Here is a 14,216-nt window from a genome sequence, read left to right as displayed (position 1 = left end):
AATTGAAAGTCCGTCTTAAAAACACTTATATCCAATTTCCGCTCAACATAATAAGTAATTCATACCACGATTGCATTTATTACTAACACGGTTTAGGCGCTGTAAACCCTAATTTTGCAGCCATGGAATCAATTACTACTTCTGCATCACCAATAAAGAAAATCGCTGTACCGATCGATTTTTCACCAAAATGTGAAAACGCGGTAAAGACCGCCGTGCAGATGGCACTACGGCACCGTGCGAAGATTTTCCTGGTTCACGTGGTGAATCCTTATTTTATAAGCGACCGTGCGGGCCGCCAGATCATTGGTGGAGAAAGCATCAGTCAGGACATTGATGCTGCGACACGGAGGCTTGAGGGTCTTCGTGATCTTCTCAGCGAGCGACATCCTAATCTGAAGATTGAAACCATCGTACAAACCGGTTTGGTAACAGATGCGCTCAATGATATTGTGGTGAGTCACAACATTGATCTCGCTGTTATCGGAACATCCGGCCATCAGAAACTCAAACAGGCGTTACTCGGCTCCTATTCTTATACGATGCTGACGAGCCTGAACTGTTCGGTGATGCTGGTGCCGGAAGAATTCAAAACTACTTCATTTAAGCATATTCTTTTTCCGGTCCGCACGCTCAATCATCTGCGTACAAAGCTTAGGTTGGCCATCGCCATCGCAAACCGTAATGACGGCATCATCAATCTCTCGGGAATCGGTAGCAGCAACAACTTTCCTAAACTTAAACGGGAATTTTTATTGCTTAAAAGATCGCTCCGCAACCGCAAACAACGCTTTCAATCCGAATTGGTTCTCACAGACGACAATGCGGAAACGATCTCAAAACTTTCCATTGAAAAACCTTGCGATATCGTGATGCTGAATTATGAAGATGAAATGAAATGGAAGTCACTTTTCGCGGAGAATTTCTTTAAAAAAATAATTAACAATACTGAAAGCGCACTGCTTTTCATCAAACCTAAAAATACCGTGACCATCGAGCCTGCCACTTATTCAGGCTACGATCTAACCATGCCGATTCCGGGCTGAACAGCTATGACAACATTTACAATTTTTACCGAAAAAGACACCGCCAAAGATTCGCAACTCGAAGAAGTGAAGGATTTCCTGCACCTGCATCTTGAACAGTATGGCGACAGCAAAACCGATATTGAAAAATCACTTCATTATGCGATGGGGAAAAACGGAAAACCGGGCGGTTTGATTATTACTGCTACACACGAAAAGGCATTAGCCGGCGCTGTCGTAGTAAACAAGACGGGAATGGAAGGTTTTATCCCCGAAAATATCCTCGTTTATATCGCGACAGACAGCAACAAACGGGGCACCGGCATCGGCAAAGCCCTTCTGCAGGAAGCGATCAACCGAAGCGAAGGTGATATTGCGCTGCATTGTGAGCCCGATAATCCAGCCAAAAACCTGTATACAAAGCTGGGTTTCACCAGTAAATACCTCGAAATGAGGTTAAAAAAATAATCATGTCTTATATTACACTAAATTCTGCGAAACTATATCACAATTTTACTTTCCTCGAAGACCTTTTCAGCCAACACAACATCGAATGGGCAATCGTGGCAAAACTCCTGTGTGGGAATGAGAAATTCCTCGATGTTTTGCTGAATATTTCAGACAAGGAAATTTGTGATTCCCGTTTGAGCAATTTAAAAACGATCAAAAAGTTATCGCCAGAAACCACTACCATTTACATCAAACCGCCCGCAAGGCGACTGGCAAAAAGTATCGTGGAATTTGCCGATGTAAGTTTCAATACCGAACTCGAAACACTCAAAGCACTTTCAGCAGAAGCTGTGCAGCAAAATAAAGTACACCGCGTCGTTTTGATGGCGGAAATGGGCGAGCTGCGCGAAGGCATTTTGCTTGCTGAGTTAATGGAATTCTACGGGGCTGTTTTGCAACTGCCTAATATGGAGGTTGTCGGTCTCGGGACAAACCTTTGTTGTCTTAACGGAATCTTACCGGATGAGAAAAAACTAAAAACGCTGGCACAGTATAAAACGCTTCTTGAAAAGAAATTCGGTGTGAAAATTCCGTATATCTCAGGCGGATCATCCGTTACCGTTCCTTTGATTTACCGAAATGAAGTGCCGGAAGGAATCAATCATTTCCGTGTGGGAGAAACGCTGTTTTTCGGCACAGATGTATTTGCTGACGGCTATATCCACGGTATGTATCGCGAAGTTTTCACCTTAAATGCAGAAGTGATCGAACTATCGGAAAAGCCTCGTGTACCTTCTGGCACGGCCGGAACAAACCTCACGGGGGACACACCGGCTTTCGATCAGTCTGAATATGACCAGACATCCGTTCGTGCCATCGTAGACGTCGGACTGCTGGATATCGACGCCAAAAACATCACGCCCATGCTCGCTGACATTAAGATTATCGGCGCGAGTTCCGATATGCTTATCCTGGATTTAGGTGAAAATGAGCGCGGACTAAAAACCGGTGATAATGTAGAATTCAGCATGAATTATATGGCCGTTTTGCGCGCGATGAATTCAGATTATGTCGACAAGAAAGTGGTAAACGTCCTATCGGGTGCCGCGATAAGCCTGGCCGAAAATTCAAACTGAAAACATTAACTTTACTTCTCAAGTGAGTTGAAAACCGTTTCAGCTTGAAAAATGTAGTATTTTAATGTTAGGAAACCAACCCGTAGAATCTGTCACGATCCGAAAACTGAAAGGCTTAAAATCCCTGGATGACGATTTTGCCGTGGCTAAAATGACCGCTGCCGAAGAGGCATTTAAAGCAGGTGTGCCATACCGAAGCAGATTTTACACACTGTTGATTTGCGACAAAGGAAAGTGTGAAATAGTAGTTGATCACACGTCTTACGAACTGGCGGCCAATCGCGTTGTTTTCATTAATTATAACCAAATTTTCCAATTCACTGAAGGTGGTAGCTTTTCTGCACGAATTATTCTGTTTACGCGCTCTTTTTACAACCGAATTTATACGGGTAACCGCAAAATCAAGACTGACACCGCATTTTCCGACTTACCTTCGCTGGCCGAATTTTCTAAACCCGATTTCGCCGCCTTTATTCACACCGTAAAAGACATTGAAACCGAATTCCAGAAAGATGATGTGCTGAGCCGGGAAATTATTTGTTTATTGCTTAAAACGGCCATGCTTAAGTACATCCGTTGCACGGGTGGTGGAGGTTTTACAGGGTTTAGGGCCAGCCGCACGCTGAGTTATATCGAAGATTTTAAAAGTCTGGTGAACATCCACTTCAAGGAGTTGAAACGGACCTCAGATTACGCTGCAAAACTGAACATTACGCCCAATTACCTCAACTCGATCGTAAAAGACAAGGCTGATATGTCGGCCGAACAGTTCATCCGTGAACGCGTGGTGCTAGAGGCGGAGCGGCTTCTGCTCAACACGCCGCTTTCCGTAACTGAAATCGCTTACGAACTTGGTTTTTCGGATAAGTCACATTTTGGAAAATACTTCAGGAAAACGACGGGCGAAAGTCCTGCCAGATTCCGGCAGAAGATTATGGATGAAAATGCAAATTTCTCCGCAACTTAAACCCTTCACCACTTATGGCTTTTTTCTTCTAAACGCTTACTTTTGCGGCAACAAAACCGCATGAAAGCAGCACTCAACCTATTCGATTTCTCTCAGAAAGTAAACTACCGCACCGAAATCCTAGCCGGACTTACCGTGGCGATGACCATGATTCCGGAATCACTGTCGTTTGCGATACTCGCCGGTTTCCCTCCATTGGTCGGACTCTACGGTGCTTTCATCATGGGTCTGGTCACCGCCATTTTTGGCGGAAGACCGGGACTGATTTCCGGTGGAGCTGGCGCGACGGTGATTGTTCTTATCGCACTGATGAAATCTCACGGACTGGAATATGTTTTCGGCGCGATTGCACTCGCGGGCGTTATTCAAATTCTGGTGGGCGTATTTAAACTCGGGAAATTTGTGAGATTGGTTCCGCAACCCGTCATGTTCGGTTTTGTAAACGGTCTGGCGATCGTCATCTTTATGTCGCAGTTCGAGCAGTTTAAAATCTCAACCAACGGACAGACGGAATGGCTTACGGGAACTCCGTTTCTGATCATGGCCGGACTTGTAACACTGACTATAGCAATCGTAGTGATGTGGCCGAAATTCTCAAAAAAAGTTCCGGCGTCACTTGTTGCGATCATGGTCGTATTCGCATTGGTAATGATTTTCAACATCGATACGAAACGTGTGGCAGACATTGCGTCGGTAAGCGGAAGTTTGCCACCATTCCACATCCCTAATATTCCATTTAACTTCGAAACACTGCAGGTCATTTTTCCGTATGCGGCAATTATGGCGGCGGTAGGTTTAACGGAGGGACTTTTAACGCTGAATTTGGTAGATGAAATCACCGGAACCAAAGGCAACAGCAACCGCGAATGTGTTGCGCAAGGTGGCGCCAATATCCTGAACGGATTTTTCTACGGCATGGGCGGCTGCCCAATGATTGCGCAGACTTTGGTAAATCTTTCGGCTGGTTCACGCGCAAGATTATCCGGTATTGTGGCGGCTTTAACGATTTTAGTGATAATTTTAATAGGCGCTCCGGTGATCGGGAAACTGCCAATGGCGGCGTTAACAGGCGTGATGATCATGGTCGCGATCGGGACTTTCGAATGGGCCAGCTTAAAGATTTTCAAACGGATGCCAAAATCCGATATTTTCGTGATGATTGTGGTGACGTTAATTACGGTGTTCCTTCACAATTTAGCACTGGCGGTTTTAATCGGCGTGATTATTTCTGCTCTGGTTTTCGCGTGGGACAATGCCAAAAGAATCCGTGCGAGAAAGCATGTTGATGAAAACGGTGTAAAGCATTATGAAATCTATGGACCATTATTTTTCGGCTCTGTAACGGGTTTCGCTGAAAAGTTTGACGTAGCGAATGATCCTCCGGAAATTATCATCGATTTCGCGGAAAGCCGCGTTGTTGACATGTCAGCGATTGATGCTTTAAATGCGTTGACAGCGCGCTATTCAAAACTGGGTAAAACGGTTCGCTTGAAACATTTAAGTAAAGACTGCCGCACGCTTTTGCAGAATGCTTCCGCAATTATCGAAGTGAATATCCTGGAAGATCCGGAATATTTGGTTACTGAAAAGGCGTAAATTTACTTCTCCCGCTCTTTTAAAACCGCTTCAATTTCTTCCAATGTAAAACCTTTCGATTTCAGCAAAATTAAATAGTGATAGAGTAAATCCGCTGCTTCATTTTTAAAGAGCTCTGCATCATTATCTTTAGCTTCTATCACGAGTTCTACGGCCTCCTCGCCTACTTTCTGTGCGACTTTGTTGATGCCTTTTTTGTAAAGTTGATTCGTGTAGGAATTTTCTACATTCTGATCAATTCTTTCATGGATGGTTTGTTCCAAACGGTACAGAAATCCCTTTTTAGGCTCTGTATTGAAACACGAAACCGTTCCTTTGTGGCACGTTGGTCCGTCGGCTTTGGCAAAAATGAGTAAAGTATCGTCATCACAATCAAACTTAATGTCTTTTACCCAAAGAAAGTTTCCGGAAGTTTCGCCTTTCTTCCAAAGTCGGTTTTTGCTGCGGCTGTAAAAGGTTACTTTTTGTTCTGCAACGGTTTTATTGAACGCTTCTGCATTCATATAACCCAGCATCAAAACTTGCAGCGTTATTTCATCCTGAATGATGACGGGAATCAGGCCGTTGGATTTATTAAAATTTGGTTTCATAGTCGCACAGGGATATTTTGAGTTTTTAAATATTTTTTAAGTTCCGGTATCGGGATCTGACCGAAGTGAAAAACGCTGGCTGCTAAAGCGGCGGTGACTTTTGTTTGGCTGAAAACTTCCGCAAAATGTTCCATCGTTCCGGCGCCACCAGAGGCAATCACCGGAATGGAAACCGCTTCCGAAACCGCTTTACTGATTTCAATTGCAAAACCATTCTTTGTTCCGTCGTTGTTCATCGACGTCAAAAGGATTTCTCCAGCTCCTAATTCTGCACCTTTTTTGGCCCAGTCAACGGTTTTTAATTCTGTGGAAACTGTACCGCCACTGCGGAAAACTTTCCATTCATTATCTTCAAACTTTGTGTCGATCGCCAAAACGACGCACTGGTTTCCAAACTTACGCGCAATCTCCGTAATCAGTTCAGGTCTGAGAATTGCCGCGGAATTCAAACTGATTTTATCCGCGCCGGAATCGATAATTTTTTTGGCGTCTTCCAATGTATTAATTCCACCTCCGACCGTAAATGGAATATTAATTTCTGAAGCGATTCGGGTCACGAGTTCCGTGAGTGTTTTACGGTTCTCAAGTGTTGCGGTAATGTCGAGAAAAACAAGCTCGTCTGCGCCTTCGTCAACGTATCTTTTCGCAAGTTCCAAAGGATCGCCCGCGTCCTGAATATCAACAAAATTGATTCCTTTTACCGTCCTTCCGTTCTTTATGTCGAGACACGGAATGATTCTTTTCTTCAGCATAATTCTGTTAGTTCTTTAAGAGTAATCGTCCCTTCATAAATCGCTTTTCCAATAATTGCGCCTTCGCAGCCGAGTTTTTTCAGCTTTTGCAAATCTTCAATCGTGGTGATTCCGCCGCTGGCAATCAAACTGATTGTTGTTTCGTCCAGGATTTCTTCATAAAGCCCAAAAGCCGGCCCCTGAAGCATTCCGTCTTTATCGATATCGGTTACAATGCTGTATGTTCCGCCATTTTTATTGAATTCTTTAATAAATTCAACCACGTCCAGACTGCTGCTTTCGAGCCAACCGTTGGTCGCAATCATCCTGTTCTTACAGTCGGCGCCCAGAATGATTTTTTCAGCACCATATTTCACGAGCCATTCCAACATCAACTCTGGATTTTGCGCCGCAACACTTCCGACGGTTATCTGTTTCGCGCCGCATTCAAAAGCGGTTTTGATATCAGTTTCTGATTTAATTCCGCCTCCGAAATCGATTTGGAGTCCGGTTTTTGAGGAAAGCATTTCCAGCGTCTTATAATTGACAATCTGCTTCGTTTTTGCACCATCAAGGTCTACGACATGCAGAAATTTAATATCGTTATCTTCAAACATTTTCGCCATATCCACCGGATTTTCACTATAAATTTTCTGGGTCGAATAATCGCCTTTCGTCAGTCTTACACATTTACCACCGATGATGTCGATGGCCGGAATAATTCTCATAAGCTTAAAAAGTTTTTTAAAATCTGCATTCCAGTGGCAGCTGATTTTTCGGGGTGAAATTGGGTTGCGTAGAAATTATCTTTCTGCAAGGCCGCGCTGAAAGGCAGGATATAATCTGTGACCGCCACGGTTTCCTCGCTGGGTTCGGCGTAATAACTGTGAACAAAATAGCAATTTTCGTCAGTCTCAACATTTTCAAAGAGCTTTCCTTTAACGGAAGTGAAATTGTTCCAGCCAGTGTGAGGAACAAGATCTTCAGGCGGGAACTTCTTGACTTTAGTTTTAAAAATCCTCAAAGTTTCAGTATCACCTTCTTCTGAAGATTCGCAGAGCAGCTGCATCCCCAGACAAATTCCCAGAACCGGTTGCGTAAGGTTTTTAATTACTTCATCCAAACCCTTTTCCTTCAAATATTCCATTGCTGAGGCTGCTTCGCCAACGCCCGGAAGGATGACCTTTTCAGCATTTTTTAAAACATCAGGATCATCGGTGATAACCGATTCATAACCGAGCCTTTTTACCGCATTTTCCACGGATAGCGAGTTGCCGGCGTTGTATTTCAATATTGCGATCATAAAATTCCTTTTGTACTGGGGATGTTATAGTTTTGGGTTTTACTTACCGCCATCTTTATTGCTTTTGCGAACGCTTTAAAAATAGATTCGATTTTGTGGTGTTCATTTTCGCCTTCAGCTTTGATATTCAGGTTGCATCTCGCCTGATCGCTGAAGGATTTAAAGAAATGGAAAAAAAGTTCGGTCGGCACATCACCGATTTTCTCCCTCTTAAACTCCGCTTCCCAAACAATCCACGGCCGACCGCCGAAATCTACCGCTACCTGCGCCAGACAATCATCCATTGGCAATAAAAAACCGTAACGTGAAATGCCTTTTTTGTTGCCAAGCGCCTGCAGAAAAGCGTCACCCAAAGCAATCGCGGTATCTTCTACGGTGTGGTGTTCATCGATTTCGAGATCACCTTTCACCTTGACATTAAGGTCGAGGTTACCGTGTCGGGAAATTTGTTCCAACATATGATCAAAAAAAGGCAGACCTGTATCGATATCTGAAACGCCAGTTCCGTCCAGATTCACTTCAACTTTAATGGAAGTTTCGAGGGTTTCCCTTTTCACTTTACCAATTCGGGGGACAGATTTTAAGAACTGATAGATTTTGCTCCAATCATTAGTGGAAAAGGTCGCCGCTTCATTTTCAGTATCGCTGATGAGTATCGATTTTGAACCTAAATTTTTTGCCAATTGAATATCCGTTTCACGGTCACCGATTACAAAGGAATTTCCGAGGTCATAGTTTCCGTAAATGTATTTCTGAAGCATGCCCGTTCCCGGTTTTCTTGTGGGCTTATTTTCATGTTCAAAAGACGGATCAATAAAGATTTCCGCAAATTCCGCACCTTCATTTTTCAGCATATTGATGATGAAATTCTGCACTGGCCAGAAAGTGTCTTCCGGAAAAGAATCGGTTCCCAAACCGTCCTGATTGGTCACCATTACCAGTTCGTAACTCAATTCGCGGGCAATTTTAGCAAGATTGCTGATGGAATTTTGTAAGAATTCGAGCTTTTCGAAACTGTCAATCTGGAAATCTTCGGGTTCGCGGATGATGGTCCCGTCGCGATCTATAAATAAAACTTTTTTAGTCATTGCTGAATTCTTTTAAGGCATTTAATAACTGTTCATTTTCTTCGGATGTTCCCACTGAAATCCGCACGCAGTTTTTGATGACGGAGTTCCGGTTTCTGATGATGATCTTTCTTTCAACGAGTTTTTCATACAGTTGATCTGCATTTTCCACTTCTGCAAGAATGAAATTGGCATCAGAAGGATAAATTTTTCTTATCATCTTTAAAGTGGAAAGTCTTTGAATCATCTGCTCCTTTTCTGCTAAAATATTTTTTACTTTATCATCATAAGCCGCTTTATCATTTAAAATTTCGAGCGCGGTCTGCTGATTGAGCAAACTGATGTTATAAGGAGGTTTCACGCGGTTGAAGTAAGACAGAATTTCCTCATTCATGTAACCGATTCCGAGGCGTACTCCTGCCAAACCCCAGGCTTTGCTTAAAGTCTGGATGATGATTAGGTTCGAATAATCCGTAAGTTTTTCGATAAAGGAAGGTCGGTCACAAAAATCAATGTAAGCCTCGTCAAGAATCACAATTCCGCAGAATTGATTGAGAATAAACTCAATATCTTCAGTTCGCAATAAATTTCCTGTCGGATTGTTCGGCGAACAGATAAAAACGAGTTTCAGATTTGGGTCTGAAAAGTAAGGCTGCAAAAGGTCTTTTTCAATCTGAAAGTCATCATTCAAAGGAAGTTTAATGAGGTCCACATCATTGATGTTTGCAGAAACTTCGTACATCCCGTAGGTCGGAACAAAAGTCAAGGCTTTATCCTGACCAGGCTCGCAGAAAATCCTGAACGCCAGATCAATTATTTCGTCGCTGCCGTTTCCGATAAAAATCTGCTCGGGAGACGTATTTTTGAGTTCTGCCAATTTCTTTTTCAAAGCCGGTTGATACGGATCGGGGTAGCGGTTGTAGATTCCAAAAGGGTTTTCATTGGCATCCAGAAAGATTCCCTCTTTCCCCGAATATTCGTCTCTCGCGGTCGAATACGGCTTCAAAGCCTGAATATTTTTTCTTACGAGTTCATTAATTTTACTTTTCATCCTGTATTTTTTTTAATCTGATGGAAACGGCATTTCTGTGCGCCAAAAGCTGTTCTGCCCCGGCCATCACTTCCACCGTTCTGCCGATATTTTGTAAACCTAATCTACTGATATTCTGGAAAGTAATCTTCTTCACAAAACTGTCCAAAGAAACTCCACTATAACTTCGGGCATAACCGTTGGTCGGCAAGGTGTGATTGGTTCCACTCGCGTAATCGCCGGCACTTTCACAGGAATAGTTTCCAATGAAAACCGAACCTGCGTTCTGAATCTTGTAGGCAAATTCTTGCGCATTTTCAATGGCCAGAATTAAGTGTTCGGGTGCATAACGGTTACTGAATTCCACACATTCTCCTATGGAATTGAAAATCACCGAAAAGCTGTTTTCAAGCGCTTTTGCTGCAATGTCAGCTCGGGGTAAAACACGCAGTTGTTCATCAACAGCAAGTTTAACTTTCTCAACAAATTCCGAAGAATCTGAAAGCAAAACAACCTGACTGTCTGGGCCATGCTCTGCTTGGGAAAGCAAATCGGAGGCAACAAAATCCGCATCCGCAGTTGAATCTGCAATCACCAGGACTTCACTCGGACCCGCCGGCAGATCGATGGCAATACCGTTTTTCTGAACAAGTTCTTTGGCTTTGGTGACAAATTGGTTTCCGGGTCCGAAGATTTTATCCACTTTCGGAACCGTTTCTGTCCCGTAAGCCAATGCTGCAATGGCCTGTGCGCCACCCACTTTGAATATTTGGGTAATCCCCAGAAAATTTGCCGTGTACAAAACTGCGGGATTGATATTGCCGTCCTTATCAGGAGGTGTACATAATACAATTTGTTTGCAGCCAGCAATCAGCGCCGGAATTCCCAGCATCAAAACTGTTGAAAACAAAGGCGCGGAACCACCAGGAATGTACAATCCAACATTTTCGATCGCAACACTTTTTCTCCAGCACTGGATTCCCGGCATTGTTTCCACAATGGTTTCGGTGAGTTGCTGGGCTTCGTGAAAAGATCTGATGTTTTTTGCGGCAACCGAAATCGCTACTTTTAACTCCTCTGAAACCTGCTTTTTTGAAGCTTCTATTTCAGCTTCGCTTACTTTCAGCTCTTCAACTACGGCTTTATCAAACTTTAAACTTAATTCTTTAAGTGCCGTATCGCCTTTCTGCTGCACCAGTTCAAGAATATTTTTGACTTTGTCTTCCAAATCTTCAGCGGGAAAAACCGGTCTTTTACAAATTTTAGCCCAATCAGAAATTGTCGGGTTGGTTATATTTTTCATTTGGTTTTTTTTGATTTTAAAGAATCATTTTTTCTATAGGAACCACCAGGATGCCTTCAGCACCAGCTTTTTTCAGCTCATCGATGACGTACCAGAATTTATCCTCGCTGATGACAGAGTGTAAGCTGCTCCAGCCATCTTTTGCGAGCGGAAGAATGGTAGGGCTGTTCATCCCGGGAAGGATTTGGATGATTTTTTCAAGCTGGCTGTTAGGAGAATTCAGCAGGATGTACTTGTTCTCTTTCGCTTTTTGGACAGAACGGATGCGGAAAAGCAGTTTGTTTAAAATCTGTTGAGCTTCCTCATCCAGATTTGGGTTTGCAACCATCACGGCCTGGCTTTTTACTACCGTTTCCACTTCCTTCAATCCATTGGAAAGTAAGGTAGAGCCGCTGCTTACAATATCGCAGATTCCGTCAGCCAAACCAATACCCGGCGCAATTTCCACACTTCCGGAGATGACTTCAACAGTCGCTTCGATCCTATTTTCTTTAAAATACTTCTGAAGAATATTGGGGTAAGAAGTGGCGACTTTTTTTCCTTTGAAAAAATTTATACCCGGATAATCAATCTCTTTCGGAACTGCCAGACTTAAACGGCAAACCGAAAAATTCAGTTTTTCAACGATTGTAATCGCTTTTTCACTTTCGAGAAACACATTTTCACCGATGATGCCGATGTGTGCAACATTCTGCTCCACGTACTGCGGAATATCATCATCTCGCAGAAAAAGGATTTCAACAGGGAAATTGGTGCATTCGGTAATCAGTTTTCCGCCGCCGTTGGGGAATTTCAGGCCACACTCTTCCAAAAGAGCGACTGATTTTTGGCTGAGTCGACCACTTTTTTGGATGGCAATTTTAAGTTTACTCATTTTTATATTTCTAAATGCGTGAGTAAACCGAAACGTGGGTTTTTTAGATCTAAACCAAAAAAAATCCCGCCTTGATTTACTCAGGCGGGATTAAATATTTGTTGAATTTACAGCATATCATAATCAGCTCGCGAGAGTGCAAGTATGAAAATGATGATGATGTAGTTGATTGAACATTCTGTTTATTTTGTGGGACAAATTTATAATTTATTTATCCGCCTGCGCAAATAAAATTGAAAGTTTTTTCGGCTAGTTGCTGTTGGCTGAGCTTTTAATGCGGCAATTTTTCGCGGAAATAGCCATAAACCCATGTACCGGCAATCGCGCTGAGAAGCGTCACAACGATAACTGTCGCGCCTGTTCCGATCTGCGCGAACAGCGGTCCCGGGCAGGCTCCGGTGATTGCCCAACCAAAACCAAAGATCAGTCCGCCGTAGATCTGGCCTTTGTTGAATTCTTTTTTATGGAAGATGATTTCTTCGCCATAAATGGTTTTTATTTTGAATTTTTTAATTAAAAATATCGAGATCATCGCAACCAAAATAGCGCTTCCGATGATGCCGTACATATGAAAAGACTGCAGCCGGAACATTTCCTGGATGCGAAACCAACTGATCACTTCCGCTTTGATGAAAACGAAGCCGAACAGGATGCCCATCACAAGATATTTCAAATTATGATACCATTGGTGCTGCAAACGGCTTTCATTCACACACATCGTATCCAGTGACCTAAGGTCCAGATCTTCCTGTGGATTTATATTTTGAGACATTTATTATTTAAAATTTAAAGTGAAAGAATGATTGGAAGTAACACGTTGGCCATTAAAAATCCGCCAATCATGAAGAAGATTGTGGCGACTAGGCTCGGAAGCTGCAGGTTCGCAATTCCCATGATGGAGTGGCCGCTGGTGCAACCTCCTGCATATCGGGTACCGAAACCGACCAGAAATCCGCCGCCGACCATCATGATCATGCCACGCAGCGTGAACAGTGATTCCCAGTTCATCAGTTGGGTAGGAACCAAATTGCTGAAATCTGTAATTCCGTAGCCGGCAAGTTCTTTTACCAGATTTGGATGAACCTCGATAGGGTTTGGATTTGAGAAAAACATCATCGTGATGATGCCGCCCAGGAAAATTCCGAAGACGAAAAATAAATTCCAGGCTTCTTTCTTCCAGTTGTATTTAAAGAACGGAATATTGGCCGGCAGACACGAGGCACAGATGTGCCGCAGCGAAGACGAAATTCCGAAAGATTTGTTCCCGAGGATTAAAAGCGCCGGGACGGTAAGACCGATCAGTGGGCCCGCGACATACCATGGCCACGGCTGCTGAAGAAATTCTAACATATTTTTTTTTAATTGTTTAACAAATTATTTACGTTTTGCCAGGTTTTACCGTCGGTCACGTTGCTTATGCCGTTCTGCTCCAGTATTTTTTTGGCCTGGCTGCTTCGGTTGCCGCTCCTGCAAAACACCACGGTGCTGCTCTTTCCCGCAAATTTACCCAATTGTTTAGTAATAGAATCGAGTGGAATGTTCACGGCACCTTTTACGCTTCCGGAACGGAATTCGCGGGGCGTGCGCACATCCACAAGAAAAGTTTCGCTGGTGATGGCAAAAGCAGGCTCGCTGCTGGCTGGCCCTGCGAAAATATTTTTAATGAAATTGAACATAACGGTTTAGTTAAAGGGATTTTTAAGTGTCACAGCCGTTTTCATTGAATTGGTCACAAGGCAGGCCGCTTTAGATTTTTCCAAGACTTTGAGTGCTTTTTTGCGGTCATTTTCGGGGTCTGCAAGTACAAGTTCAGGCGTGATTTCCGCTTCAGAGATCTGGAATTTGCCTTCCACCAATTCAAGTTTGCAAATTGTATTACATGAAAAACTTTGAAAATCGAGCTTGAAATTTTCAGCGATTGCCAAAAAAGTCGAGAGATAACAGCTGCTGATGGCGGCTGCGAACAAATGTTCGGGTGACCAGATTCCGGGTTCACCTTTTGGGAATTCCGGCGGCGTGGCACATTCTATTGTTTCATTCAGTACGGGAGATGACAAAAGTCCTTCGCGACCGTTTTTCCAGTCTGCTTTCACTTCATAATAATGCGGTTGTGACATGGTATTAATAATTTTATTTATGGTTAA

17 protein-coding genes are annotated in these 14,216 nt (G+C 43.3%); 5 read left to right on the top strand and 12 right to left on the bottom strand.

Translation table 11 applies throughout. The annotated features are described in order from the left end of the window. Positions 1-122 precede the first annotated feature (122 nt). The 5 genes from QEP06_RS00445 to QEP06_RS00425 all read left to right on the top strand — a co-directional run bounded on the left by QEP06_RS00445 (position 123) and on the right by QEP06_RS00425 (position 5,174). A complete protein-coding gene (locus QEP06_RS00445; RefSeq protein WP_285268604.1) occupies positions 123-1,046 on the top strand; it encodes a universal stress protein in 924 nt (307 codons plus the stop codon). Between the two features lie 6 nt (positions 1,047-1,052). Next, positions 1,053-1,493: a GNAT family N-acetyltransferase gene (locus QEP06_RS00440; protein WP_285268603.1), complete on the top strand. Its 441-nt coding sequence runs from the start codon at positions 1,053-1,055 to the stop codon at positions 1,491-1,493. A gap of 2 nt (positions 1,494-1,495) precedes the next feature. Beyond that, positions 1,496-2,611 (top strand): alanine racemase, encoded by a 1,116-nt coding sequence (locus tag QEP06_RS00435; RefSeq protein WP_285268602.1) that lies wholly within the window; start codon positions 1,496-1,498, stop codon positions 2,609-2,611. 64 nt (positions 2,612-2,675) lie between these two features. Beyond that, positions 2,676-3,578 (top strand): helix-turn-helix domain-containing protein, encoded by a 903-nt coding sequence (locus tag QEP06_RS00430; protein WP_251833624.1) that lies wholly within the window; start codon positions 2,676-2,678, stop codon positions 3,576-3,578. A gap of 60 nt (positions 3,579-3,638) precedes the next feature. Further along, entirely contained in the window at positions 3,639-5,174 is a 1,536-nt protein-coding gene (locus QEP06_RS00425; protein ID WP_285268601.1) for a SulP family inorganic anion transporter, read from the top strand. Between the two features lie 2 nt (positions 5,175-5,176). Here the strand turns inward: QEP06_RS00425 and hisIE are convergent, their stop codons facing one another. The 12 genes from hisIE to QEP06_RS00365 form a co-directional block, all read right to left on the bottom strand. Beyond that, positions 5,177-5,764 carry a bifunctional phosphoribosyl-AMP cyclohydrolase/phosphoribosyl-ATP diphosphatase HisIE gene (gene hisIE, locus QEP06_RS00420; RefSeq protein ID WP_285268600.1) on the bottom strand — a complete coding sequence of 196 codons (588 nt, stop codon included), beginning with the start codon at positions 5,762-5,764 and terminating at the stop codon, positions 5,177-5,179. Next, on the bottom strand, positions 5,761-6,516 hold the full coding sequence (hisF, locus tag QEP06_RS00415) for an imidazole glycerol phosphate synthase subunit HisF (protein WP_285268599.1): 756 nt from the start codon (positions 6,514-6,516) through the stop codon (positions 5,761-5,763). The genes hisIE and hisF overlap by 4 nt, the downstream gene beginning before the upstream one ends. After that, entirely contained in the window at positions 6,510-7,223 is a 714-nt protein-coding gene (gene hisA / locus QEP06_RS00410; RefSeq protein WP_285268598.1) for a 1-(5-phosphoribosyl)-5-[(5-phosphoribosylamino)methylideneamino]imidazole-4-carboxamide isomerase, read from the bottom strand. The genes hisF and hisA overlap by 7 nt, the downstream gene beginning before the upstream one ends. Further along, a complete protein-coding gene (gene hisH / locus QEP06_RS00405) occupies positions 7,220-7,798 on the bottom strand; it encodes an imidazole glycerol phosphate synthase subunit HisH (protein ID WP_285268597.1) in 579 nt (192 codons plus the stop codon). The genes hisA and hisH overlap by 4 nt, the downstream gene beginning before the upstream one ends. Beyond that, the gene (gene hisB, locus QEP06_RS00400) at positions 7,795-8,886 is read right to left on the bottom strand and encodes a bifunctional histidinol-phosphatase/imidazoleglycerol-phosphate dehydratase HisB (protein ID WP_285268596.1); all 1,092 of its coding nucleotides are present in this window, start codon (positions 8,884-8,886) and stop codon (positions 7,795-7,797) included. The genes hisH and hisB overlap by 4 nt, the downstream gene beginning before the upstream one ends. After that, the gene (gene hisC / locus QEP06_RS00395; protein WP_285268595.1) at positions 8,879-9,916 is read right to left on the bottom strand and encodes a histidinol-phosphate transaminase; all 1,038 of its coding nucleotides are present in this window, start codon (positions 9,914-9,916) and stop codon (positions 8,879-8,881) included. Before hisC ends, hisB begins: the two co-directional genes overlap by 8 nt. After that, positions 9,906-11,198, bottom strand: a complete 1,293-nt coding sequence (hisD, locus tag QEP06_RS00390) for a histidinol dehydrogenase (protein WP_285268594.1) — start codon at positions 11,196-11,198, stop codon at positions 9,906-9,908. The genes hisC and hisD overlap by 11 nt, the downstream gene beginning before the upstream one ends. A gap of 16 nt (positions 11,199-11,214) precedes the next feature. Beyond that, complete coding sequence (gene hisG, locus QEP06_RS00385) at positions 11,215-12,072, bottom strand: ATP phosphoribosyltransferase (RefSeq protein ID WP_285268593.1); 858 nt, start codon at positions 12,070-12,072, stop codon at positions 11,215-11,217. 271 nt (positions 12,073-12,343) lie between these two features. After that, the gene (locus tag QEP06_RS00380; RefSeq protein ID WP_285268592.1) at positions 12,344-12,844 is read right to left on the bottom strand and encodes a DUF6691 family protein; all 501 of its coding nucleotides are present in this window, start codon (positions 12,842-12,844) and stop codon (positions 12,344-12,346) included. 14 nt (positions 12,845-12,858) lie between these two features. Then, positions 12,859-13,422 (bottom strand): YeeE/YedE family protein, encoded by a 564-nt coding sequence (locus QEP06_RS00375; protein ID WP_251833635.1) that lies wholly within the window; start codon positions 13,420-13,422, stop codon positions 12,859-12,861. Between the two features lie 8 nt (positions 13,423-13,430). Continuing rightward, entirely contained in the window at positions 13,431-13,748 is a 318-nt protein-coding gene (locus tag QEP06_RS00370) for a rhodanese-like domain-containing protein (protein ID WP_285268591.1), read from the bottom strand. 6 nt (positions 13,749-13,754) lie between these two features. Further along, complete coding sequence (locus QEP06_RS00365; RefSeq protein WP_285268590.1) at positions 13,755-14,189, bottom strand: OsmC family protein; 435 nt, start codon at positions 14,187-14,189, stop codon at positions 13,755-13,757. Positions 14,190-14,216 lie beyond the last annotated feature (27 nt).

Source organism: Kaistella rhinocerotis (genome assembly GCF_030243905.1).
In the GTDB taxonomy this organism is placed as follows: Bacteria; Bacteroidota; Bacteroidia; order Flavobacteriales; family Weeksellaceae; genus Kaistella; species Kaistella rhinocerotis.
The sequence above is the reverse complement of the archived record's forward strand: the minus strand, read 5'-3'. Positions and strand labels throughout refer to the sequence as shown.